Origin of the sequence: Xanthomonas sp. WHRI 6108, from assembly GCF_040202385.2 — a bacterium.
GTDB lineage: Bacteria > Pseudomonadota > Gammaproteobacteria > Xanthomonadales > Xanthomonadaceae > Xanthomonas > Xanthomonas arboricola.
The window spans coordinates 2,635,275-2,659,044 of sequence record NZ_CP168198.1 but is presented as its reverse complement, the minus strand read 5'-3'; the positions used below and the strand labels follow the sequence as shown (position 1 = coordinate 2,659,044).

Annotated in this window: 22 protein-coding genes; 10 read left to right on the top strand and 12 right to left on the bottom strand. The window is 66.7% G+C overall.

Features of this window, described 5'->3' with window-relative positions; genetic code table 11:
- Positions 1-35: 35 nt before the first annotated feature.
- The 3 genes from phaR to gluQRS all read right to left on the bottom strand — a co-directional run bounded on the left by phaR (position 36) and on the right by gluQRS (position 2,482).
- Entirely contained in the window at positions 36-599 is a 564-nt protein-coding gene (gene phaR / locus ABQ039_RS11175; protein ID WP_024939296.1) for a polyhydroxyalkanoate synthesis repressor PhaR, read from the bottom strand.
- A gap of 158 nt (positions 600-757) precedes the next feature.
- The gene (locus tag ABQ039_RS11170; RefSeq protein ID WP_024939297.1) at positions 758-1,498 is read right to left on the bottom strand and encodes a beta-ketoacyl-ACP reductase; all 741 of its coding nucleotides are present in this window, start codon (positions 1,496-1,498) and stop codon (positions 758-760) included.
- Positions 1,499-1,582: 84 nt separating this feature from the next.
- On the bottom strand, positions 1,583-2,482 hold the full coding sequence (gene gluQRS / locus ABQ039_RS11165; RefSeq protein ID WP_104568348.1) for a tRNA glutamyl-Q(34) synthetase GluQRS: 900 nt from the start codon (positions 2,480-2,482) through the stop codon (positions 1,583-1,585).
- Positions 2,483-2,579: 97 nt separating this feature from the next.
- Here gluQRS and htpX point away from each other — a divergent pair, with 97 nt between their 5' ends.
- A complete protein-coding gene (htpX, locus tag ABQ039_RS11160; RefSeq protein ID WP_039516150.1) occupies positions 2,580-3,458 on the top strand; it encodes a protease HtpX in 879 nt (292 codons plus the stop codon).
- Between the two features lie 105 nt (positions 3,459-3,563).
- Here htpX and ABQ039_RS11155 read toward each other — a convergent pair whose 3' ends face one another.
- The 4 genes from ABQ039_RS11155 to ABQ039_RS11140 all read right to left on the bottom strand — a co-directional run bounded on the left by ABQ039_RS11155 (position 3,564) and on the right by ABQ039_RS11140 (position 8,020).
- Positions 3,564-5,633, bottom strand: coding sequence for an EAL domain-containing protein (locus ABQ039_RS11155; protein WP_349777749.1), 2,070 nt, complete (start codon positions 5,631-5,633; stop codon positions 3,564-3,566).
- Positions 5,634-5,751: 118 nt separating this feature from the next.
- Positions 5,752-6,933 carry an NAD(P)/FAD-dependent oxidoreductase gene (locus tag ABQ039_RS11150; protein WP_349777750.1) on the bottom strand — a complete coding sequence of 394 codons (1,182 nt, stop codon included), beginning with the start codon at positions 6,931-6,933 and terminating at the stop codon, positions 5,752-5,754.
- Positions 6,930-7,478 carry a YaeQ family protein gene (locus tag ABQ039_RS11145; RefSeq protein ID WP_024939301.1) on the bottom strand — a complete coding sequence of 183 codons (549 nt, stop codon included), beginning with the start codon at positions 7,476-7,478 and terminating at the stop codon, positions 6,930-6,932. The genes ABQ039_RS11150 and ABQ039_RS11145 overlap by 4 nt, the downstream gene beginning before the upstream one ends.
- A 62-nt stretch (positions 7,479-7,540) precedes the next feature.
- Positions 7,541-8,020: a YaiI/YqxD family protein gene (locus ABQ039_RS11140; protein ID WP_184551120.1), complete on the bottom strand. Its 480-nt coding sequence runs from the start codon at positions 8,018-8,020 to the stop codon at positions 7,541-7,543.
- Between the two features lie 267 nt (positions 8,021-8,287).
- On the opposite strand from ABQ039_RS11140, the gene ABQ039_RS11135 reads away from it, so the two are divergent.
- Entirely contained in the window at positions 8,288-8,497 is a 210-nt protein-coding gene (locus ABQ039_RS11135) for a cold-shock protein (RefSeq protein WP_006451993.1), read from the top strand.
- A gap of 175 nt (positions 8,498-8,672) precedes the next feature.
- Complete coding sequence (locus tag ABQ039_RS11130; protein ID WP_184378309.1) at positions 8,673-9,371, top strand: glutathione S-transferase; 699 nt, start codon at positions 8,673-8,675, stop codon at positions 9,369-9,371.
- A 97-nt stretch (positions 9,372-9,468) separates the two neighbouring features.
- On the opposite strand, the gene ABQ039_RS11125 is transcribed toward ABQ039_RS11130, so the two are convergent.
- The gene (locus ABQ039_RS11125; RefSeq protein ID WP_104568351.1) at positions 9,469-10,344 is read right to left on the bottom strand and encodes an alpha/beta hydrolase; all 876 of its coding nucleotides are present in this window, start codon (positions 10,342-10,344) and stop codon (positions 9,469-9,471) included.
- A gap of 169 nt (positions 10,345-10,513) precedes the next feature.
- On the opposite strand from ABQ039_RS11125, the gene ABQ039_RS11120 reads away from it, so the two are divergent.
- Together ABQ039_RS11120 and ABQ039_RS11115 are read left to right on the top strand one after the other, a co-directional pair.
- The gene (locus tag ABQ039_RS11120) at positions 10,514-12,070 is read left to right on the top strand and encodes a protein adenylyltransferase SelO (protein ID WP_349777751.1); all 1,557 of its coding nucleotides are present in this window, start codon (positions 10,514-10,516) and stop codon (positions 12,068-12,070) included.
- A gap of 94 nt (positions 12,071-12,164) precedes the next feature.
- Complete coding sequence (locus ABQ039_RS11115; RefSeq protein WP_024939306.1) at positions 12,165-12,725, top strand: adenine phosphoribosyltransferase; 561 nt, start codon at positions 12,165-12,167, stop codon at positions 12,723-12,725.
- 146 nt (positions 12,726-12,871) lie between these two features.
- On the opposite strand, the gene dbpA is transcribed toward ABQ039_RS11115, so the two are convergent.
- Positions 12,872-14,248 carry an ATP-dependent RNA helicase DbpA gene (gene dbpA, locus ABQ039_RS11110; protein ID WP_039516141.1) on the bottom strand — a complete coding sequence of 459 codons (1,377 nt, stop codon included), beginning with the start codon at positions 14,246-14,248 and terminating at the stop codon, positions 12,872-12,874.
- A gap of 109 nt (positions 14,249-14,357) precedes the next feature.
- Between dbpA and ABQ039_RS11105 the strand changes: the two genes are divergently transcribed.
- Positions 14,358-16,250: an ATP-binding cassette domain-containing protein gene (locus tag ABQ039_RS11105; RefSeq protein WP_349777752.1), complete on the top strand. Its 1,893-nt coding sequence runs from the start codon at positions 14,358-14,360 to the stop codon at positions 16,248-16,250.
- Positions 16,251-16,458: 208 nt separating this feature from the next.
- Here ABQ039_RS11105 and ABQ039_RS11100 read toward each other — a convergent pair whose 3' ends face one another.
- A complete protein-coding gene (locus ABQ039_RS11100) occupies positions 16,459-16,884 on the bottom strand; it encodes a barstar family protein (RefSeq protein WP_024940420.1) in 426 nt (141 codons plus the stop codon).
- Positions 16,881-17,330 (bottom strand): ribonuclease domain-containing protein, encoded by a 450-nt coding sequence (locus tag ABQ039_RS11095; protein WP_016904848.1) that lies wholly within the window; start codon positions 17,328-17,330, stop codon positions 16,881-16,883. Before ABQ039_RS11095 ends, ABQ039_RS11100 begins: the two co-directional genes overlap by 4 nt.
- Before the next feature lie 257 nt (positions 17,331-17,587).
- On the opposite strand from ABQ039_RS11095, the gene ABQ039_RS11090 reads away from it, so the two are divergent.
- Positions 17,588-18,199 (top strand): superoxide dismutase, encoded by a 612-nt coding sequence (locus ABQ039_RS11090; RefSeq protein WP_016904847.1) that lies wholly within the window; start codon positions 17,588-17,590, stop codon positions 18,197-18,199.
- A gap of 671 nt (positions 18,200-18,870) precedes the next feature.
- On the opposite strand, the gene ABQ039_RS11085 is transcribed toward ABQ039_RS11090, so the two are convergent.
- Positions 18,871-19,704 carry an inositol monophosphatase family protein gene (locus ABQ039_RS11085; RefSeq protein ID WP_039521909.1) on the bottom strand — a complete coding sequence of 278 codons (834 nt, stop codon included), beginning with the start codon at positions 19,702-19,704 and terminating at the stop codon, positions 18,871-18,873.
- A gap of 116 nt (positions 19,705-19,820) precedes the next feature.
- Between ABQ039_RS11085 and ABQ039_RS11080 the strand changes: the two genes are divergently transcribed.
- Genes ABQ039_RS11080 through ABQ039_RS11070 form a run of 3 tightly spaced genes read left to right on the top strand, consistent with a single transcriptional unit; the run spans position 19,821 to position 23,683 of the window.
- On the top strand, positions 19,821-20,588 hold the full coding sequence (locus ABQ039_RS11080; RefSeq protein ID WP_126966073.1) for an RNA methyltransferase: 768 nt from the start codon (positions 19,821-19,823) through the stop codon (positions 20,586-20,588).
- A 51-nt stretch (positions 20,589-20,639) separates the two neighbouring features.
- Positions 20,640-21,569, top strand: coding sequence for a phosphate/phosphite/phosphonate ABC transporter substrate-binding protein (locus tag ABQ039_RS11075; protein ID WP_024940419.1), 930 nt, complete (start codon positions 20,640-20,642; stop codon positions 21,567-21,569).
- The gene (locus tag ABQ039_RS11070; RefSeq protein WP_024940418.1) at positions 21,566-23,683 is read left to right on the top strand and encodes a bifunctional diguanylate cyclase/phosphodiesterase; all 2,118 of its coding nucleotides are present in this window, start codon (positions 21,566-21,568) and stop codon (positions 23,681-23,683) included. The genes ABQ039_RS11075 and ABQ039_RS11070 overlap by 4 nt, the downstream gene beginning before the upstream one ends.
- Positions 23,684-23,770 lie beyond the last annotated feature (87 nt).

The following is a 23,770-nucleotide window of genomic DNA, read 5'->3' as shown; positions in this document are numbered from 1 at the left end:
CGGAGCGTGTCACGGCTCCCGGCGCCGCGCGTGGGTTACCCGCGGTTGCGGGCCTTGCCGGCGCTGCCGGCAGTGCCGTGCGTGCCGGTGCCCATCGGGCCGCTGCCCATGCCGCTGGCACCCGGCGGGGTCGGCGGCGTGCCGGGGCCGCCCGGACGGCCGAAGCCGGCGCCAAAGTTGCGCTGGAACTCCTGCCACAACTCCAGGTTGCGCTCGGTCAGCTGGTTCATCATCGCCCACGGGGTCTGCCCGAGCAGGTTGCCCATCTGTTGGCGGAACTGCTGCTGCTGATCCAGGAACACCTGCATGCTGCGCTCCAGGTAGTTGCCCATGAAGCCCTGCAGCGAGTCGCCGTAGAAACGGATGATCTGACTCAGCAACTGGGTCGACAGCATCGGCTCGCCGTCCTGTTCACGGTCGGCAATGATCTGCAGCAAGACCGCGCGGCTGAGGTCTTCGCCGCTCTTGGCGTCGCGTACCTCGAATTCTTCGCCGTCGATGATGAGCTGACGCACATCCTCGATGGTGATGTAGCTGGAAATTTCCGTGTCGTAGAGACGGCGATTGGGATACTTCTTGATGATGCGAAGTCCGGCCATGGAACGTTCACTCACAACGATAGTGCGCGCAGGATGGCGCACCGCAGCAGCCCTTGCAACCGCCACAAGGCCTTATTTTCTTAAGTAGACACATAAAAAATGTTGCGCAGCATGATTTTCAAGGGTTTTTATGCTGCATCGCAAAGTTGCAGCAAAGCTCACCAGCCCATGTGGTGGCCGCCGTTGATATCCAGGTTGGAGCCGGTGATCCAGGCGGCCTCTTCCGCGACCAGGAATGCCACCGCATAGGCGATTTCTTCCGGCCGGCCCAGGCGGCCGGTGGGGATGTCGGCAACGATCTTGGCGCGCACCTCTTCCGGGACCGCCATCACCATGTCGGTGGCCACATACCCCGGCGACACGGTATTGACTGTCACTCCGAACGCGGCATTTTCGCGTGCCAGCGAAATGGTGAAGCCATGCATGCCAGCCTTGGCGGCCGCGTAATTGGCCTGCCCGTACTGGCCCTTCAGGCCATTGATCGAACTGATCTGGATCACCCGTCCCCAGCCGCGCTGGCGCATGCCTTCGATCACCGGGCGGGTGACGTTGAACACCGAGTTGAGATTGGTGTTGATGACGTCATGCCATTGCTCGGCAGTCATGCGATGGAAGGTGGTGTCGCGGGTGATGCCGGCGTTGTTGACCAGTATTTCGATCGGCCCCAGCGCTGCCTGGACGTCTTCGACCAGGCTGCGCGCATGTTCGGAGGACGCCACATCGCCGCGGAACAGGGCGATGTCGTAGCCCTGGGTCTGCATGCGCTGCTGCCACGCCTGGGCTTTTTCGGCATTGCGGAAGTTGCTGGCCACCCGGTGGCCCTGGTCGGCCAGGCGCTTGCAGATGGCGGTGCCGATACCGCCGGTGCCGCCGGTGACCAATACGACGCGAGATGTCATGACGACTCCAATGGACAGGTAAGACTGGGGGCGGGCGGGGCACAGGCGCGCTGCCTGGCCCGACGCCGGTGCCGGGGCGCAATTCTAGTCACGCCGGGGCTGCGATGCGCGTCCGTCCGCGTCCAGATGCAGGTGCCGGGGCAACCGCTGTGGCGAAAAATGCTGCACCGCATGCTGCAGCAAGGTGTCCAGCGCCGCCCGGCGCGGCAAGGCTGCCGGCTGCTGTCCCAGCACGGCCCAGGCGGCGTGCAGGGCCGGTTGCGGATCGGCATCGTCCAGCGCGGGCGCAGCGTGCGACTTGGACAGCTTGCGGCCGGTGTGATCCAGGATCAGCGGCAGGTGCAGGTAGCGCGGTTGCGGCAGGCCCAGTGCGCGCTGCAGCAACAACTGGCGCGGGGTGGAGTCCAGCAGGTCGGCGCCGCGCACGACATCGGTGATGGCCTGCGCGGCATCGTCGACCACCACCGCCAGCTGGTACGCCCAGTAGCCATCGGCGCGGCGCAGCACCACGTCGCCGACCTCGGCATGCACGTCCTGCACCACATGGCCCTGCAGCGCGTCGTCGAAACCGACCGGCGGCTGTGGCGGCACCCGCAGGCGCACCGCGCGGCGGGCGCCCAGCGGCGCCACGCAGGCGTGGTGGATGCCGCCCATGCCGGCAAGGTCGGCCCGGCTGCAGCTGCATTCGAACGCCAGTCCCGCCTCCAGCAAGGTGGTGACGGCGGCGTCGTACTGTGCGTGGCGCCCGGATTGATACAGCACCGGCAAGTCCGAGTGCAGGCCGAAGGCGGCCAGCGTGCGCAGTTGGCGTGCGGAGGCGCCGGGTTCGGCACGCGGTGGATCGATGTCTTCGATGCGCACACACCACTGACCGCCGGCATGCCGCGCCAGCAGCCAGCTGCCGAATGCCGCCAGCAGGGAGCCGAAGTGCAGCGGGCCGGTCGGGGAGGGTGCGAAGCGGCCGCGGTAGGGGAGAGCTGGCATGATCGGCTGAATCGTCGGTCAGGTGATCGCTTGATTTCAAGCGCTGACGACCGCAGATCCGCTGCAGTCCATCCTGCTCGCGTGGAGTCGTCGCACCATGTTCAACCGCATTTTCCTGTTCCTGCTGACCAATTTTGCGGTGCTGATGCTGGCCGGCATCGTGATGTCGGTGCTGGGCGTCAATCCCGCGCAGATGAGCGGCCTGCTGGTGATGGCGGCCGTGTTCGGGTTCGGCGGCTCGTTCATCTCGTTGCTGCTGTCCAAGTTCATGGCCAAGCGCAGCACCGGCGCGCAGGTGATCAGCGAGCCGCGCACGCCGACCGAGCGCTGGCTGCTGGCGACGGTGCGGCGCCAGGCCGAGGCGGCCGGCATCGGCATGCCGGAAGTGGCGGTCTACGACGGCCCGGAGATCAATGCCTTCGCCACCGGCGCCAACCGCAACAACGCGCTGGTGGCGGTGTCCACCGGGCTGCTGCAGAACATGAGCCAGGACGAGGCCGAGGCGGTGCTGGGCCATGAAATTGCGCATGTCGCCAATGGCGACATGGTCACCATGGCCTTGCTGCAGGGCGTGCTCAATACCTTCGTGATCGTGCTGGCGCGCGTGGTCGGCGGCGTCATCGACAGCGCCATGTCGGGCAACCGCGACGGTGGCCGCGGCTTTGCCTACTACATCATCGTGTTCGTGCTGGAGATGGTGTTTGGCCTGTTCGCGACGATGATCGCGATGTGGTTCTCGCGGCGCCGCGAATTCCGTGCCGATGCCGGTGGCGCGCAACTGGCGGGCCGCGGCAAGATGATCGCCGCATTGGAACGCCTGTCGCTCAACCATGGCCAGAACAGCCTGCCTTCGCAGGTGCAGGCGTTCGGCATTTCCGGCGGCGGTGGCGATGGGTTGCGCCGGCTGTTTCTGAGCCACCCGCCGCTGTCCGAGCGTATCGCCGCGCTGCGCGCCGCAAATGGTGCGGCGATGTAAGACGGTAGCGCCCACCGATGCGGTGCCGTCCAACAAAAGACCCGCGTCCTGCGGGTTTTTTGTTGGCTGGAGCGCGGCGGCAGTGATGCGCTACGGCTGCAGGTCTCAGCCGAACTCGTAGTTCATCAACGGCCCGGTCGGGGCGACGAAATCGCCTTGCACATAGTCCACCCCGGCGCTGAAGAAGGTGCTCATCGACTGCGCATCGGCCACGAACTCGGCCACGGTGAGGATGCCGGCCGGCTGCGCGCGCGAGGTGATCTCGCGGATCTTCTCCTGGCTTTCGCGCGCCGAGGCCACCTCGCCGGTGATGCCGCGATCGAGCTTGAGGAAGGCCGGCTGGAAGTGTGCCAGCAGCTGGAACGAGTCCAGGCCCGAGCCGAACTGTTCCAACCCGACCTTGCAGCCCATCGCCGACACCGCCGCCAGGAACTGCTGGGCATTGCGCAGATGGGTGAACACCTTCGATTCCGGCGTCTGCAGCCACAGCCGTTCGCCCGGCACGCCGTACACGGCCAGCTGCTCGCGGATGATGTCGATCATCTGCGGATCGGAGAACGAGTTGGGCCCGATGCGTACCAGCAGGTGCGTCCTGTGTCCCGCGCGTTGCCGCTCGCCGAGCTGGCGGATCGCGCGTGCCACCACCCAACGGTCGATCTCGGTGATCAGATCATGTTCTTCGGCGATCGCCATGAAGGCGTTCGGCGACATCATCTCGCCGTTGCGCTCCAGCCGCAGGAAGGCCTGGTACAGCTCCAGCGGCTCGCCCTGCAGGTTGAGCACCGGCTGGTAATGCAGCAGGAAGCCGTCGCCGACCAGCGCCTCGCGCAGTTGCTGCACCCAGCGCTCGATGCGTTCCTCTTCAGCCCGGTCGGCTGCTGCCGGGTCGTAGATGCTGACCGCATTGCCGCCGAGCTCGGCGGTGGTGCGCACTGCCTCGGTGCCGCGGTTGAGCACCTGGCCGATGCTGGCGATCTTCTCGCCGATCTGCACGCCGCCGATGCTCACCGTTACCGTGGCCGAACGCGCGCCGACGCTGAAGACGTGCTGCGCAAAGGCGTCGCGTACCATCTCCGCCAGTGCATGCGTGCGCGCGTAATTGCCGTCCATCAACAACGCAAAGCTGTGCTCGCCGAAACGTGCGGCGACCACGCTGTCATCGCTCACGCTGGCCACGTGCGCAGCCAGCGCGGCGATCAGCGCATCGGCCGAATCCAGGCCGATCTCGGGCAGCAGGCGCGCGTAGTGGTCGGGCTCGATCAACAGGAAGCCGGACTGGCCTTCGCTGCGGCCGGCGCGCGCCACCGCCTGTTCCAGCGCCACCATGAAGGTGGGGCGGTTGAGCAGGCCGGTGACCTGGTCGCGCTGGCGCAGGTCCTCGACCTCGCGCGCCAGCTCCGGGTCGAATTCCTCGCGACGGCGGAACACCACCTGGATGCACGGCTCGCCTTCGTAGGTCGCGGTGGCGAACTCCATCGTCGCCGGGAAGGTGTCGCCTTCGAGCCGGCGCGCGTCGACCTTGTACTGCGCCGGCGGCGGCTCACCCTTGGACATGGCCTTGAGCAGCTGCTTGAAATCGTCGACGTACTGGGCGGCGATCATGTCCAGCAGCGACACGCCCTCGACATCGTCGAACGACTCGAAGCCGAACATGTCCAGATACGCCTCGTTGGCGCGGATGTGCATGCCTTCGTGCACGTAGGCGATCGGGTCGCGCGAGGAGGCGATCAGGGCGTCGCAGCGCCGCTCGGTCTCGCGCATCTGTGCCTCGATGCGGCGCAGGCCACGGCGTGCCTGCAGGTCGGCCCATTCCGAGCGCACCAGCGACAGCAGGTGTTCGGGGCGATGACGCAGCGCGATGGCGCGAATGCCATGCGCTGCCGCCTCGACCAGCGCGTTTTCCTCGATCCGCTCGGCCAGCAGGATGATCGGAATATCCTTGCCGCTGCCGGCGATCTGCTGCCGCAACGCGCTCATCGGGATCTGCAGCGCCTGCCCGTGCAGGGCCAGGTCGATCTGTCCCGACAGCATGCTGGCGAGCTCTTCCGGTGTCTGCGGACGCGACGGACGCACTGCGATGCCGCCGTTGCGCAGCGCGGTCACGATCGCCTCCGCGCTTTCGACACTGTCGTCGACGATCATCAGGCGGAGGGTGAGATCTTTGCCTTTTTGCATGCGCGTTTCCCTAACGACGGGTTTTAATACACGAAGGAACTCGGCTGCGTCCATGTCTGTGGACACGGCCGCATCCGGGGTGAGACTCAGGCCACGTTTCCATATGTCGAAGCCGACCTCAGGCGACGCTTCCGGCGGCATGGCCGGACGCCCACGCCCATTGAAAGTTGTAGCCACCCAGCCAGCCGGTCACGTCCAGCACCTCGCCGACGAAGTACAGGCCGGCCACCAGGCGCGACTCCATGCTCGCACTGGAGACCTGGTTGGTATCGACACCTCCCAGCGTTACTTCAGCGGTGCGATAGCCTTCGGTTCCACTGGCGATCAGCGGGAAGCCGGCCAGCAGGTCCGCTGCGGCCTGCAACTGCGGTGGGTCGAGCTGGCGGACCGGCTTGTCCGGCAACCACACTTCGCACAGGCGCTGGGCGAACCGCCGCGGCAGCACGTCGGCCAGCACGTTGCGCAGTTCGGTGGCGCCGCGCTGATTTTTCTGGTCGCGCAGCCACGCCGCCGCATCCTGGCCGGGCAGCAGGTCCAGGCGCAGGTCGTCGCCGGGCTGCCAATACGAGGAGATCTGCAGGATGGCCGGGCCGCTGACGCCGCGGTGGGTGACCAGCATGAAGTTGCGGAAGCTGACCCCGTTGCACTGCGCCTGGACCGGTAGCGCCAGCCCGGACAGGTCCTGCAGCCGTTCCTGGTGCTTGCCGCTCAGGGTCAGCGGCACCAGCCCGGCACGCGTCGGCAACAGCGTGTGGCCGAACTGCTGGGCCAGGGCATAGCCGAAGCCGCTGGCGCCCATGCTCGGAATCGACAGCCCGCCGGTTGCCACGATCAGCGACTGCGCCTGCACGCGTCCCTGGCTGGTCTCCACGCTGAAGCCGTCGCTGCCGCGCTGCACCGATTGCACCTTGCAGTCGGTACGCACCTGCACGCCCGCCGCCTCGCACTCGTCCAGCAGCATGCGCACGATCTGCTTGGACGAGATGTCGCAGAACAGCTGGCCCAGCTCTTTCTCGTGATAGGCAATGCCGTGGCGCTCGACCATCTCCACGAAATCCAGCGGGCTGTAGCGGGCGAGGGCGGACTTGCAGAAGTGGCGGTTGGCCGAGAGGAAGTTGCCCGGCGTGGTGCCGGTATTGGTGAAGTTGCAGCGGCCGCCACCGGACATCAGGATCTTCTTGCCGACCTTGTTGGCATGGTCGATCACCAGCACCTGGCGGCCGCGCCGGCCTGCGGTGAAGGCGCTCATCAGTCCGGCCGCGCCGGCACCGATGACCAGCACGTCGCAACGCATGCTCATTCGGCCGGGGCTTGCCGCACCATCGGGGTCAGGGTGACGCTGCCGTGGTCGGCCAGCATCTGCACCTCGCCGTCCTGGATGATCACGTCGAAGCGCATGCCGCGCTGGATCAGCGCGCCCAGCGCCTCGGTGGCCTGCGAGTCCAGCTCGATCACGCGCAGGTTGCGCTGGCGGCTAAGCGCGTTGGCCTGCTTCTTCCACCAGGTTTCGGTGGCCTGGCCGCCATAGCCGATCACCACCGCCTCGCGCGACCGATTGCAGGCCTTGCGCACCCGGCTTTCGTCCGGCTGGCCAAGGTCGATCCACAGGTCCGGGTCGCCGGTGTAGTCGCGCCGCCACAGGTCGGGTTCGTCCTCGTTGCTGAGGCCGCGACCGAATTCCAGGCGGTCGTCGGCGAACAGCGCGAACGCCAGCAGCCGCACCATGAGGCGCTCGTCGGTTTCGGAGGGGTGCTGGGCCAGGGTCAACGAATGGTTGGCGTAGTAGCCACGGTCCATGTCGCTGATCTGGAGTTCCGCCCTGCGGACGGTGGCGGTAAGGGCCATCAGGATGCCGGTTGCAAAGGGCACTTATGATACGCCCCCGTTGCAATGCCGGCGTGTTGCGGTCAGCGCCGCGCCATCTCGGCCAGCCAGCGGTCCAGCTGGGCGGCAAATGCCTGGCGGTCGCGCGGGTGCAGGGCCGCCGGTCCACCGGTGACCACGCCGGCACCGCGCAGTTCTTCCAGAAAGCCGCGGACCGACAGGCGCTCGTTGATGCTGTCGCGGGTAAACGGTTCGCCACGGGGGCTGACGGCGGCCGCTCCCGCCTCCAGTACGCGAGCGGCCAGCGGAATGTCCTGGGTGACGACCAGGTCGCCTGCGGCCACCCGTGCGGCAATGGCATCGTCGGCCGCGTCCGCGCCTCCAGGCACCTGCAGCGCTCGCACGTGGGCCAGGCGAGGGGTGGCCAGGAAATGATTGGCGACCAGCGTTACCGCCGTGCCGGTACGTGCGGCGGCGCGGAAAAGGATGTCGCGGATGACTGCGGGGCAGGCATCGGCATCGACCCAGATATGCGGGCGGGACGGCAGGGGAGGCGTATTCATGTGCTGAAATCGACAGGGAAGGGGCCTGACAGGTGGTCGGATTCGGCCTGACAGTAAAAAATTTGACGCAAGGTGTCGCTTTTTGCTGGGAACGCGAGTACTGTGCACGCACTGTGTTTGCAAGGGTCACCGTGAATCGTGGCCTGATGCAGCCGGATCGTTACAGATCTCGCTTCATCGTTCCGCTTTACCAACGCCTGCAACTCAGTCTCAGCTCCGGCTTTTCGGACGCTGCGATTTATCCATCTATAGTTCAGGAGTTTGTAAATGTCAGATCGTCAGAGCGGTACCGTGAAGTGGTTCAACGATGCCAAGGGCTTCGGCTTCATCACCCCGGAAAGCGGCCCGGACCTGTTCGTGCACTTCCGTGCCATCCAGGGCACCGGCTTCAAGTCGCTGCAGGAAGGCCAGAAAGTGACCTTCGTCGCCGTGCAGGGCCAGAAGGGCATGCAGGCTGACCAGGTGCAGGCGGTCTAATCCGTCTGCAACCGTAAGGTTGCCAAAAACGCCGGTCGCGCAAGCGACCGGCGTTTTTTATTGGGCGCGGTTTGATCAGTGCAATAGAGAGTGCGGGCGGTTCGGCCCGCTCAGGTGAGCGCAGCGACGACACGCCAATCGGTAGCATGTGCGCTTTCCGCGTGCAGCCTCTTCCATGATCACTGTCCACCATCTCAACAATTCCCGTTCCCAGCGCGTGCTGTGGCTGCTGGAGGAACTGGCGCTGCCATACCAGATCGTGCGGCACGAGCGCGATCCCAAGACCATGCTGGCGCCGGCGGCATTGCGTGCCATCCATCCGCTCGGCAAGTCGCCGGTGGTTGTCGACGGCGAGCTGACCGTGGCCGAGTCCGGCGCGATCCTGGAGTTTCTGACCGAACGCTACGACACCGAATGCGCGCTGTCGCCGCCGCCGCGTCCGCTGGAGTCGCCGGAGCGCCTGAAGTTCCGGTACTGGATGCATTACGCCGAAGGCTCGGCAATGCCGCCGCTGCTGATGACACTGATCTTCGGGCGGATTCGCAGTGCGCCGATGCCGTTCTTCGCCAAGCCGATCGCACGTGCGATCGTGGACAAGGCCATGTCCGGCTTCGTCGGTCCGCAGCTCAAGCTGCATCTGGACTGGATGGAGCAGTCGCTGCAGGCAAGCGAATGGTTCGCCGGTGAGCGCTTCACTGCAGCCGACATCCAGATGAGCTTCCCGGTACAGGCGGCTGCTGCACGTGGCGGCGGGCTGGACAGCTATCCGCGTCTGCGCGCGTTTCTTGCGCGCATCGAAGCGCGCCCGGCGTACCAGGCCGCGCTGAAGAAGGGCGGCCCGTTCGAGCTGATGGGACGCAAGCCCGCCGAGTGACGTTGCGGTATGCGCGCAGGGAAGCCGCAGGTCACCGTGCCTTGACGGTGTCCTGCCAGGGTTTGGCGAATCCCCAATCCCGTACCGCGCAGACCCATCAAGGCGCCCGACATTGCCGCAGGAACTGCAGCGTGTCGCGCAGCACGGGCGAGCGCTCAGGCGGTTTGCGCAGCGCCAGCACGATGCCGAGATGGCCCATGCCCGGGTAGACCTTCAACTCGGCCGTGCCGCCCTTGCGTTGCAGGGCGTGCTGCAACGAGGTGCTGTTCTGCAGCTCGACCACGCGATCGGCATCGCCGTGCAGCAGCAGCATTGGCGGTTCGTCGCCGCCGACGTAGTGCACCGGCTGCGATTGTTGCTGTGCGGCCGGTGCCTTGCCGAAGATCTCGATCAGCTCCGGGTCGGTCAGCGGCAGGAAGTCGTAGGGCCCGGCCAGACCCACCACCCCGCACAGTTGCCGGGGTTGCAGGCCTTGCACCTGCAGCCAGCGTGCGTCGGTACCCAGCAGCGCGGCCATATGCGCGCCTGCAGAGTGGCCCATCACCGCCAGGCGCGTCGGGTCGCCACCATAGTCGTGCGCATGCCGATAGCTCCAGGCGGTGGCGCCGGCAGCGTCGGACATGAAGCCCTGCAGGCCGACCTGCGGATACTTGCGGTAGTCGGCCACCATTGCCACCACGCCCTGGCGCGCGAGCGCGCGTCCGACCCAACGATAATTGGCGCGCGTTCCGTGCTTCCAGGTGCCGCCATAGAAGAACACCACCACCGGTGCATCCACCGCGCCGCGCGGCTGGTAGACGTCCAGGGCCAGACCATGTGCCGGATCGAACACCTGGTCGCGGTGCTCGACAATGCCGTCGCGGCTGGAGGCGGCATTGATGCCACCAAAGAACACGCTGCTGCAGGCGGTCAGTGTCAGTGAGCCGAGCAGCAGCAGGGCGGGGCGAAACCAGCGGGAAGTGCGCGAGGGCATGGGCGATGTCATGTGAGGGGCGGGGAGGAATAACGCTAAGGCTGTCGCCAACGTGTGCAGGACGAGCCCGTTCGCCGGCGGCCAGCTGCTCGAAGATACGGTACGTGCGCAACGCCGGATGCGTGGTTGCCCATGCGAAGTTCACTGTCGTTGGCCTACGCTGGCACGCATGACGACTCTGCAGTTTGACAACCGCCTGCGCCAGCAGCTGCCCGGTGATTCCGAACAAGGTCCACGCCGCCGCGAGGTACGCGCGGCATGGTCGACGGTGATGCCGACGCCGGTAGCCGCGCCGCGTCTGCTGGCGTATTCGACCGATGTCGCCCAACGGCTGGGGCTGGATGAGGCCGAGATCGGCAGCGCGCAGTTTGCCGAGGTATTCGCCGGCAATGCGCTGTACCCGGGCATGCAGCCGTGGGCGGTCAATTATGGCGGGCACCAGTTCGGACATTGGGCCGGCCAGTTGGGTGATGGCCGGGCGATCTCGCTCGGCGAGGCAATCGGGGTCGATGGCGGTCGCTACGAGTTGCAGCTCAAGGGCGCCGGCCCGACACCTTATTCGCGCGGTGCCGATGGCCGGGCGGTATTGCGCTCGTCGATCCGCGAATTCCTGTGCAGCGAAGCGATGCATCACCTGGGCGTGCCGACCACGCGCGCGCTGAGCCTGGTCACCACCGGCGATGCGGTGGTGCGCGACATGTTCTACGACGGCCGGCCGCAGCGCGAGCCGGGCGCGATCGTGTGCCGGGTGGCGCCGTCGTTCATCCGCTTCGGCAACTTCGAGCTGCCCGGTGCGCGCGGCGATCTGGCGCTGCTGCGGCAATGGGTGGACTTCACCATCGCGCGCGACTTCCCGCAGCTGGAAGGTGCTGGCGAGGCGCTGTACGCAGCCTGGTTCGCACAGGTCTGCGAGCGCACCGCGGTGATGGTGGCGCACTGGATGCGGGTGGGCTTCGTGCATGGGGTGATGAACACCGACAACATGTCGATCCTGGGCCTGACCATCGACTACGGCCCCTACGGCTGGGTCGACGACTACGACCCGGATTGGACGCCGAACACCACCGATGCGCAGGGCCGTCGCTACCGCTTCGGCACCCAGCCCCAGGTCGCGTATTGGAACCTCGGGCGCCTGGCACAGGCGCTGGCGCCGCTGTTCGCCGACCAGGCGCAGCTGCAGCAGGGACTGGACCGCTTCCGCGATACCTACCTGGCCTGCGACCGCCACGACACCGCCGCCAAGTTGGGTCTGGCTGACTGCCGCGACGAGGATCTGCAACTGATCGATGCGCTGCGCGCGCTGATGCACAACGCGGAAATGGACATGACGCTGACCTTCCGCAGCCTGATCGCATTTGCGCCGGAGCATCCGGATCCTGAACTGTTGCGTGAGGCGTTCTACGACCAGGACAAGCGCCTCGCGCATGCCGCGCAGCTGCAGGAATGGCTGCAGCGCTACGCTGAGCGGCTGCAGCAGGACACGCTGTCGCCGGATGCGCGGCGCGAACGCATGCGCCTGGCCAACCCGCGTTACGTGCTGCGCAATTATCTGGCGCAGCAGGCGATCGATCTGGCCGAGCAGGGCGATCCATCCGGCGTGCAGGAGTTGCTGGAGGTCATGCGTCACCCATACGACGAGCAGCCGGGCCGCGAGGCGTTTGCCGCACGGCGACCGGACTGGGCGCGCGACCGCGCCGGCTGCTCGATGCTGTCCTGCAGTTCCTGACGCGCTCAGATGCAGGTATGTCGTAAACGCGGCACCGCAAGTCCGCGCAGCCTAGAATAGGGTGGTCCCCACCGGCCTAGACGCCACCACCACCATGACTGACTGCACCCGCTGCGCCGGCACCAATTCTTCCGGACCCAATCAATGGTCCGAGCGAATCCGCGACATCGCCGATTTTCCCAAGCCGGGCATCGTCTTCAAGGACATCACACCGCTGCTGTCCGATGGCCCGGACTTCGCCTCGGCGTTGGACGAGATGGCGCAGCCCTGGCGCACCACACCGCTGGATGCGGTGCTGGGCATCGAGGCGCGCGGTTTCATCCTGGGGTCGGCGCTGGCGCGCGAGCTGCGCACCGGCTTTGTGCCGGTGCGCAAGCCCGGCAAACTGCCCGGGCGTACGCTGGTCCAGGAATATGCGCTGGAATACGGTACCGACCGCATCGAAATGCACGAGGACGCGTTGCCACGCGGTGCGCGTGTGTTGATCGTCGACGACGTGCTTGCCACCGGCGGTACGCTGCGCGCGGCTCTGAGTCTGGCCGCACAGCTGGAGCTAGAAGTGGTCGGCGCGGCGGTGCTGGTCGAGCTGCTGGCGCTGCAGGGCCGTGAGAAGTGGGCCAATGACGTGCCGTTGCTGGCTACCTTGAGCTATTGATCCAGGCATCTTGCCGATCGAGCAGCTCGCCGATCAGGTCTTCTGAAAACAGGAATGCGCAAGCGTGCGCATCCCTTTGGATCGTGCGGCAGGCGCTATCGCAGCCGCTCGATCGGTTGGTCGGCAGGGTCGCTGCCGCGCGTTGATTACAGCTTGCTGACCCGGAACCGGCGTCCCTTGATCTTGCCCGCGTGCAGATGCGCCAGCGCCTTGGCGACCTGCGCGCGGGCGATGGCGACATAGGAGCGGGTGGGGTAGATCGCGATCTTGCCGATCGCCGCGCCCGACAGTCCGGCTTCGCCGGTCAGCGCGCCGAGGATGTCGCCGGCACGCAGCTTGTCGGTCTTGCCGCCGTCGATGCGTAGCGTGGTCATGGCCGCCTGCGGCAGCTGCGCCGGGCGGGCCGTGGCCAGGGGCGCGCGCGACCACTTCAGCGGCTGGCCCTGTTCGGCTTCCAGCGCCTGCGCGCGGCCGCTCTCGCGCGAGGCCACCAGGCTGAGCGCCAATCCACGCTTGCCGGCGCGCGCGGTGCGGCCGATGCGGTGGCGGTAGGTTTCGGTATCGGTAGGCAGCTCGTAATTGACCACTGCCGACAGGTCTTCCACGTCCAGCCCGCGTGCGGCCACATCGCTGGCCACCAGCACGTTGCAGCTGCGGTTGACGAAGCGCACCAGCACTTCGTCGCGGTCGCGCTGTTCCATGTCGCCGTGCAGGGCGAGCGCGGAGAAGCCGAACTCCTGCAGCGAACCGGCCACCTCGTCCACTTCCTTGCGGGTATTGCAGAACACCACGCTGGATTCGGGATTGAAGCGCAGCAGCAGGCCGGCGACGGCCTTCTGCCGGTAGGTCGGGTCGACCTCGAAGAATTGCTGGTCGATTTCCGGCGCGTTGTCGGCGCCCTCGACGGTGATTTCGACCGGGTCCTTGAGGATCTCGCGCGCCAGCGTGCGGATGATGTCCGGGAAGGTGGCCGAGAACAGCAGGCTCTGGCGGTGCTTGTCGCAGCGGCTGGCGATCTCGCGGATGGGTTCTTCGAAGCCCATGTCGAGCATGCGGTCGGCCTCGTCCAGCACCAGCGTGCGCACCCCGCCCAGATGCAGGGCGCGCTTGCGGGCCAGTTCCTGGATGCGGCCGGGCGTGCCGACCACCACTTGCGGGTCATGCGCTTCCAGCGAGGCCAGTTGCGGGCCGAGCGGCATGCCGCCGGTGAGCACCACCAGCTTCATGTTGGGGATGCCGGTAGCCAGCTTGCGCAACTGCTTGCCGACCTGGTCGGCCAGTTCGCGGGTGGGGCACAGCACCAGCGCCTGCGCGCGGGTCAGCGCCGGGTCGAGCTTCTGTAGCAGGCCCAGCCCGAAGGCGGCGGTCTTGCCGCTGCCGGTCGGCGCCTGGGCGATGACGTCCAGCCCCTGCAGGATCGGCGGCAGGCTCTGTGCCTGGATGGGAGTGAGGACGGTGTAGCCAAGGGCGTCGATGCCGGGGGCCAGGGCCGGCGACAGCGGCAGCGCGGAGAATTCGTTCATGGCGCATTTTAGCCGGGATTGGGGAGTAGGGATTCGGGATTCGTCACCGCGACAGCGTGCGCTTGTGCCAATCCCGAATCCCCAATCCCCAATCCCGTACAATTACGCCATGCCTTTAATCACTCTGCAAAGCGTCGACTACAGCGTCGGCGGCCCCTTGTTGCTGGAAAAAACCGACCTCACGATCGAGCCGGGCGAGCGTATCGCCCTGATCGGCCGCAACGGCGCCGGCAAATCGACCTTGATGAAACTGATTGCCGGCGAGCTCAAGCCCGACGACGGCGAAGTGCGCGTGCAACAGGGCGTGCGCATCGCGCGGCTGGAGCAGGAAGTGCCGCAGGGTACCGGCGGCAGCGTGTTCGATGTAGTGGCCGACGGCCTGGGCGAGCTGGGTCATTGGCTGGCCGAGTTCCATCAACTCAGCCATGCCGAGGTGTTCGATGCCGACGCGTTCGGCAAGGTGCAGGCCAAGATCGACGCGGCCGACGGCTGGGCGCTGGATCAGCGCGTCAGCGAGACGCTGACCAAGCTGGAACTGGACGGCGATGCGGAGTTTGCGCGGTTGTCCGGCGGCATGAAGCGGCGCGTGCTGCTGGCGCGCTCGCTGGTGTCCTCGCCGGATGTGCTGCTGCTGGACGAGCCAACCAACCACCTGGACATCGAAGCCATCGACTGGCTGGAGTCGTTCCTGAAGAACTGGAACGGCAGCGTGTTGTTCGTCACCCATGACCGGCGCTTCCTGCGTGCGTTGGCCACTCGCATCGTCGAGATCGATCGTGGTCAGGTCACCAGCTGGCCGGGCGACTGGGCCAATTACGAGCGTCGCCGCGAAGAGCGGCTCAATGCGCAGGCGCAGGAAAACGCGCGCTTCGACAAGATGCTGGCGCAGGAAGAAATCTGGATCCGTCAGGGCATCAAGGCGCGGCGTACCCGCGACGAAGGCCGCGTACGGCGTCTGGAATCGATGCGCAACGAACGCGTGCAGCGCCGCGACCTGACCGGCAACGTGCGCATGGAAGTCTCGCAGGGCGAGTCCTCCGGCAAGAAGGTGATCGAGGCCAAGGAAGTCGGTTTCTCATTCGGCGCGCGCACGATGGTCAAGGATTTTTCGACCATCATCCAGCGCGGCGACCGCATCGGGCTGATCGGCCCCAACGGCAGCGGCAAGACCACCTTGCTGAAGTTGCTGCTGGGCGATCTGCAGGCGCAGCAGGGCGAGATCCGCATTGGCACCAATCTGCAGATCGCCTACTTCGATCAGTACCGTTCCACGCTGCGCGAGGACTGGAGCGCGATCGAGAACGTGGCCGAAGGCCGTGACTTCATCGAGATCAACGGCAAGCGCAAGCATGTGCATGCGTATCTGCAGGACTTTTTGTTCACCCCCGAGCGCGCACGTGCGCCGATCACCCGGCTGTCCGGCGGCGAGCGCAATCGGCTGCTGCTGGCCCGCCTGTTCGCGCAGCCGTCCAACCTGCTGGTGATGGACGAACCGACCAACGATCTGGACGTGGAAACGCTGGAGCTGCTGGAAGAGCTGCTGGGCGAGTACACCGGCACCTTGTTGCTGGTCAGCCATGACCGCGACTTCCTCGACAACGTGGTGACCTCCACCCTGGTGATGGAGGGCGAGGGCCTGATCGGCGATTACGTCGGCGGGTACAGCGATTCGCTGCGTCAGCGTCGCACCCCGGCGCCCAATGCGATGGCGGTTGCCAAGGCATCGGCGACGGCGGCGGCAACCACGCCGGTGGCGGCTGCGCTGCCGGCCGATGCCGCGCCCAGGCGCAAGCTCAGCTACAAGGACGCGCGTGAGCTGGAGCAATTGCCGGCCTTGATCGAAACCCTGGAGCAACAGGTCGCGGCATTGACCGAGGCGATGAACGACCCGGCCTTCTACCAGCGCGACAGTGCGGCGATGACCGCGCATACGGCCGCATTGGGCGATGCGCAGGCTCGGCTGGATGCGGCGTTCGCGCGCTGGAGCGAACTGGATAGTTGATGGTCGGGCCGGTGCCCGACTGCGTGCCGGCCTTGTGGATGTGTGGAGCGATAACTGGCACCACGCCTCCCACTACAGGGGTGGCAGCCGTGGGGCAGCGCGTTGCGTGAAACACGCGCTGGACACGCACCGGTGATCACCGACCACCACCACGCCGTGTTGATCGTGCTGTGTCCGGCGAGTGCGGGATGCGTCTTGCAGGCAGCGCCTAGTCGCAGGCGCTCGCAGGCGCCACGAATGCCGCAAACGTGAGCCCGCGCGCGGCCCAGGCGGTAGCCGCTTCGTCGAGGATGTCCAGCAAGGTGTCGCGGTCGTTCGGCGCAGTGCGGGCCAGCGCATCGGCGCCGTCGATCAGCAGCGCATAGCCATGCGACGCCGGCAGCCATGCCAGATCGCGCAAGGCATCGGAGAGCGCGTCCCAGTTGCGGCCGAAGCCGGCAGGGAAGTCCAGTTGGGTGGCCAGACGCATCAGCAGCCTGTGCTTGTCGCTGCAGCTGGCCAGGTCCACGCGCAGGATGTGCAGGCCGGCATCGCGGGCAAGCGCGGCCATGGTGTCCAGATCGTCGGTCTCGGCTTGGTAGACGCCCGATTGCTGCGGGTCGGACAGGTCCAGTGCGAAGTCGCCTGCGCTCATGGCGCCTGCTCCGGAGCCGGGCCCTGGAACGATCTGAAACTCTGGTAATGATCGTCGCTGTAATACCACGCCTGCGGTGGCGTACCGCCGGTGACGATGCGGCGCGCACCGCGATCGGGACTGCCTGGGGTTTCCACGGTGTATTCGTGGTAGTAGCCGCGCGGACGCTCGGGCAGGCGCTGCTCACGATTGCCGAACACGCTGCCGTCCTGCGGATGCGGGAATGGCCCGCCGCGCTGGATCAGCACGATCGTGGCCATGGCCTCGGTCGGCAGAAACCCCGGCAACGCTTGCTGCTGCGGTGAGCGTTCGACCGGTGCTGCGGCGGCGATCGGCGCGCTGAGTTGCGGCGCGAAGTGCGGCTTGGGTGTCTGCATCGCACGCATGCCCCATAACCCGGCGACGAGCAGCACGATGGCGACGATCAGCAAAGCGGGCTTGCGCATGACGGTTCCGGAAACAGGGTGTTGGGACGGCAGAGCAAGTATGCCGCTGCGCGACTGTGTCGACTTTGAACGCGCCGGGCGGCGGGACGGTTCACGCCCGAGTAACCGGGGCATGGTGCAAGGTATGCAGCGAACACGACGCGGCATGCGATGGGATGAAGTTTCCCTGCCAATACCCTTGGTAAGCGCCGCCGCCGTCCTTACCATCTACCCCGCAACGCCCGGTCTTCGCCGGGCGGCAAGTCCAGGAGACACGCATGGCTTACACCCTCCCGCAGTTGCCCTACGCCTACGACGCGCTGGAACCCAACATCGATGCGCAGACGATGGAAATCCATCACACCAAGCATCACCAGACCTATATCAACAACGTCAACGCGGCGCTGGAAGGGACCGAGTACGCCGACCTGCCGGTGGAAGAGCTGGTGTCCAAGCTGAAGAGCCTGCCGGAAAACCTGCAGGGCCCGGTGCGCAACAACGGTGGTGGCCACGCCAACCATTCGCTGTTCTGGACCGTGCTGTCGCCCAATGGCGGCGGTGAGCCCAAGGGCGAGGTCGCCAAGGCGATCGACAAGGACATCGGTGGTTTCGAGAAGTTCAAGGAAGCCTTCACCAAGGCCGCCGTCAGCCGTTTCGGCTCGGGCTGGGCCTGGTTGAGCGTGACCCCGGACAAGAAGCTGGTGGTGGAAAGCACCGCCAACCAGGACAGCCCGCTGTTCGAAGGCAACACCCCGATCCTGGGTCTGGACGTGTGGGAACACGCGTACTACCTGAAGTACCAGAACCGTCGTCCGGAATACATCGGCGCGTTCTACAACGCGGTGAACTGGGAAGAAGTCGAGCGCCGCTACCACGCTGCGATCGCCTGAAGTCGTGCATCAGCGCTAGGTTCCAAGTAGCGCTGCGACAGCGGCACCCAACACACAGGGCCGGGAGCGATCCCGGCCTTGTGCGTTTTGTTGCGCGCTGTTGTAGGAGCGACCCTGGTCGCGAGGGGCTTTGGTGGGAAAGCCCCGTCGCGCTCTGGCGCGCTCCTACGGTGTGCGGCGCCTATGGGCTTGGCGTCGAGCTGAAACGCACAAGGCCGGGAGCGATCCCGGCCTTGTGTGTTTTGCTGCGCGCTGTCGTAGGAGCGACCCTGGTCGCGAGGGCTTTGCCGGGAAAGCCCCGTTGCGCTCGGGCGCGCTCCTACGTTGTGCGGCGCCGATGGGTTTTGCATCGAGCTGGAACGCACAAGGCCGGGAGCGATCCCGGCCTTGTGCGTTTTGCTGCGCGCTGTCGTAGGAGCGACCCTGGTCGCGAGGGCTTTGCTGGGAAAGCTCCGTCGCGCTCTGGCGCGCTCCTACGATGTGTGGCGCCGAATGGCTTGGCGTCGCGCTGAAACGCACAAGGCCGGGAGCGATCCCGGCCTTGTGTGTTTTGCTGAGCGCTGTTGTAGGAGCGACCCTGGTCGCGAGGGCTTTGCTGGGAAAGCCCCGTCGCGCTCGGGCGCGCTCCTACGGTGTGCGGGCGTCGGTCAGAACTTGCGCTCGGGCAGCGATCAGAACTTGGCGTCGAACTCGCGGGCGTAGCCGGTGTTGACGATGACCTTCTGCAGCGCGTCGCTGATCTTGATGTTGCCGGCCACGATTTGCTGCGTTTCCGGTCCCATGTTGTCCATGCGCGGCGGGGTGGCACCCTTGTAGTCGCAGACGCGACCACCGGCTTCGCGCACCAGCAGCACGCCGGCCGCGATGTCCCACGCTTTGACGCCGGCCTCGAAATACGCATCGGCGCGGCCGCAGGCCACGTAGGCCAGGTCCAGCGCGGCAGAACCGGTACGACGCACATCCTCTGCCTGCACCAGCAACGCATCGACGCACTTCAGCTGCGCACTGGTGCGTGCGCGCTCGCGCGGCGGGAAGCCGGTGTGGACCATCGCGCCTTCCAGGTCCTTGCGTTCGGCGATGCGGATGCGGCGGTCGTTGAGCACCGCGCCGGCGCCGCGGCTGGCGGTGAACAGCTCGTTGCGCAGCGGGTCGAAGATCACCGCGTCGGTGGGCTCGCCGTTTTCCACCAGCGCGATCGACACGCAGTAATGCGGGAAGCCGCGCAGATAGTTGCTGGTGCCGTCCAGCGGGTCGATGACCCAGGTGTAGCGGCCACTCTTGCCACCTTGCACGCCGCCTTCTTCGCCGAACACGGCGTACTCGGGGTAGCCGCGCTTGAGTTCCTTGATGATGACCTTCTCGGCATCGGCATCGACTTCGCTGGCGTAGTCCATGCGGCCTTTCTGCACCACGTTGAGCGCATCGAGCTTGTTGATACCGCGCAACAGCACATTGCCGGCGAGGCGGGCGGCTTTGACCATGACGGTGACGGCGGGTTTCTGCATGGTTAAAGCTCCCGTGAAGGCAGAATCGAAAATGGCGAAGGTAAAAGAGCGGTCCGGCACCAAAGCCGGCCGCGCAGTTTACCATCTACGACCGAATCGCTCCCCAATCTCCGTTCATGTCCGTCAGCCAGCGCATCCGTTTCGTTCTTGTCGGCACCCAGCATCCAGGCAACATCGGCGCCGCCGCGCGCGCGATGAAGACGATGGGCGTGTCGCGCCTGGTGCTGGTGGCGCCGGAGCGTGCGCTCGACGAAGACGCCTATCGGCGTTCGGCCGGTGCCGAGGACGTGCTCGGCGAGGCGCCGATCTTCGCCACCCTGGCCGAGGCGGTGGCCGATTGCACCCTGGTGATCGGCTGCACCGCGCGTGCGCGCCGGGTCGCGCTGGAAGAGCTGCCGCCGGACGAGGGCGCGCGCCGTGCCTGGGCCAAGGCCGGCGAACCGGCCGAGGTGGCGATCGTGTTCGGTCGCGAGCGCACCGGCCTGACCAACGACGAACTGCAGCTCTGCCATGCGGCGCTGCATATCCCCTCCGATCCGGCGTTCAGCTCGCTCAACCTGGCGGCGGCGGTACAGGTCGTGGCGTACGAGGTGCGGCTGGCGCAGCTGGCGGCTGGCGAAGCGGAGGTTGCGCCCGCCGCGGCGGCCGGCGCGCTGCGCGAGGGCCCGGCCAGCCATGCCCAGCTGGAAGGCATGTTCGGCCAGTTGGGCCAGACCCTGGACGAGATCGACTTCCACAAGGGGCGGGCGCCGGAGTCGGCGATGCGCAAGCTGCGGCGGCTGCTGTTGCGCGCGGACATGAGCGAGCAGGAAGTGCGTCTGCTGCGCGGCATTCTGTCCGATGCGCAGCGCATGGCCATGCTGGCAAAGCGCAACGGAAGCTGACGTCTGTCACATCTGGAAAGATTCGGCTAGGCTGTCGGCGGCTCTAGGGGAGTGTCCGTTTTGCGCGGTCTACGATGGTGTCTGATTGCCTGCGGGCTGTTGGCCGGGGCAGGCTTGGCCGCGACGGCGACAGCGGCGCCTTCCCCGGTATTGGTGCTTGGACGGATCAGCGACGATCCCGCCACCCATTACGCGCAACTCAAGCCCCTGCTGGATTACGTGGTGCCGCGCATGCGCGAGGTCGGGATCCGCCGTGGCGAAATCCTGATGGCGCCGGATGCGCGGCAGATGTCCAGTTACCTGCGGCGTGGCCGCGTCGACTGGGTCAGCGAAACCACCGGTGCGGCAATGCTGCTGGAACAGCGCGGCAGTGCGCACCCGCTGGTGATGACCGAGCGCGGCGGCCTGCGCGAGTTCCACACGGTGTTCTTCGTCCGCCGCGACAGCCCGATCCAGTCGCTCAAGCAGTTGCGCGGGCACACCCTGGCGTTGCAGAACGCCTCCTCCACCAGCGGCTACCTGCTGCCGATGCTGGAGCTGGTGCGCAACGGCATCGCCTGCGATGTGCTGCTGTCGCCGGACGACAGCCAGGTACCGGGCTCGGTGGGTTACCTGATGGTCGGGTCGAAACTGAATATCTCCGCCTTCGTGCATCAGCACCTGATCGATGCGGGCGCCTTCAGCAACGCCGACTGGGATGACGAACGCCACCTGCCGCAGGTGTTCAAGCGTGATTTCCGTATCGTCCATCGCAGTGCGCCGGTGCCGCGCGCGGTGGAGATGGTGCGCACCGGCATGGATCCGGCGGTGGAACGGCGGCTGCGCGTGGTGCTGCTGCAGGCGGCCTCCGACCCCAAGGCCGGGCCGGCCCTGAAACGCTTCTTCGGCACCACCGCCTTCCACCCGCTGGATGCTGCCAGCCGCCGGCGCCTGGATGCGCTGAGCGCCGGCTTGCACCGTGTCAGGGACCAAGTGGAATGACTCAGGTGCGCTTCGGGTTGCAGGCACGCTTCCTATTGGTGATGGCGCTGACGCTGCTGCTGGTCGGTGCGATCCTGGCGTCGCTGCTGCAGCGCCAGAGCGCGATGCAACGCGAGGTGCGCGGGCTCAGCGCGCAGATCCTGCACGAGCTGTTCGATCGCAGCCTGCGCACGCGTGGCGAGACCCTGGCCACCGAACTGGCGAACGGCCTGGCCAATCCGCTGTACTACTCCGACCTAGGCACAGTGGGTGCGCTGGTGCGCAACGCCTCGCGGCAGCAGGTGGTGAGCTACGTGCTGGTGTTCGATCGACGCGGCCGGCTGGTGCACGATGGCTCGCCCGATCTGCAGCATTACGGCCAGCCCATGACCGACCCGCTCGCGGCCAGGGCGGTGACCGCGCGCGCCATGCTGTCGCAGTCCTCGCCGGAAGTGCTGGACGTGACGATGCCGATCAAGATCGGCGACCAGCGCATCGGCGGGGTGCGGGTGGGCATGTCGCGCGAGCGGGTGCGCAGGGTCGAATCCGGCGCCAACCTGACCCTGGTGCAGAACCTCAACGCGATCGGCAAACGCGATCTGGGCTGGCTGCTGGTGCTGCTGGCCGCGCTGGTGGCGCTGGGGGTGCTGTTGGCCATCTACGTGCAGCGCACCCTGGTGGCACCGGTGCGGCTGCTGGCGGCGGCCGCGCGCCAGATCGAGCGTGGCGACTATGCGGTGCAGCTGCCGCCGCATCCGCGCAACGACGAGATCGGCGAGTTGATTTCCGCCTTCGGCCGCATGAGCGAGAGCATCGCCCGGCACGATCGCGAGGTGCGCCACATGGCCTACACCGACGCGCTGACCGGGCTGACCAACCGGCTGGGGTTCCGCGAGGGCCTGGACCATCTGCTCAACACCGCCCGCAGCACCGACAGCAAGCTGGCGCTGCTGTTCGCCGATATCGACGACTTCAAGCGCGTCAACGACACGCTGGGCCACGAAGCCGGCGACGAAGCGCTGCTGCAGTTCGCCAGCCGCATCAGCCGCGCGGTCGGTGCGTTGGGCGGCGACGACGCGATCCTGGCGCGCTTTGGCGGCGACGAGTTCGTGATCCTGCTGCAGAACGGCGATGTCAGCCTGCTTGCCGCCCAGCTGGCGGACCGGCTGGTGCACGAATTGAGCCGCCCCTTGAACGTGCAGGGCCGGGAGGTGTTCCTGGGCACCTCGATCGGCATCACGCTGTTCCCGGACGATGCCAGCAATGCCACCGCGTTGCTGAAGAACGGCGACATCGCGATGTACCAGGCCAAGGTCGCCGGCAAGAACTGCCATCGCTTCTACAGCCGTGCCGCCGATCATGCGGTGGAGCGGCGCGTGCACATGGAGCACGAGCTGCGCGGGGCCTGGGAGCGCGACGAGCTGCGGCTGGTCTATCAGCCGATCTACCGCACCAGCGACCGGGTGTTGGTGGGGGTGGAAGTGCTGTTGCGCTGGCAGCACCCGGCGCTGGGCACGATTGCGCCGTCCACCTTTATCGACATCGCCGAGCAGAGCGGCCTGATCGAGGTGATCGGCCCCAAGGTGCTGCGCGCGGCCTGCCTGGAAGCGGCGCAATGGCCGGTGGTGGGCGAGGGCTTGTTCATCTCGGTCAACGTCTCGCCGCGTCAACTGCGCAGTGGCGACCTGATCGACACCGTGGCCGAGTGCCTGGCCGAGTCCGGCCTGCCGGCCGCGCGCTTGCACCTGGAGCTGACCGAAACGGCGGTGATCGGCGACGAAATGATGGCCGCCAGCCTGCTCGATCAATTGCACCGTACCGGCGTGAAGGTGTGGCTGGACGACTTCGGCACCGGTTTCTCCGGCTTGAGCCATCTGCGCCAGGTGCCGGTGGACGGGGTCAAGATCGACAAGAGTTTCATCGCCGACCTGCAGCGCGACCCGGACGATCTGGCGCTGACCACAGCCATCATCGGCATGGCACATTCGCTGGGCATCACGGTGGTGGCCGAGGGGATCGAGCAGGAAGCGCAGTTCAACCTGCTGCGCGAGCGTGGCTGCGACCTGGGCCAGGGCTACTGGTTCAGCCGCCCGCTGAGCCCGGCCGACATGGTCAAGCTGATCGCCGCGGGCTGATCAGCGTAGGAGCGCACCCGGGCGCGACGGGCGTTACCGGTCGTGCTTCGTCGCGCCCGGGTGCGCTCCTACGATCCGGTGTGTTCG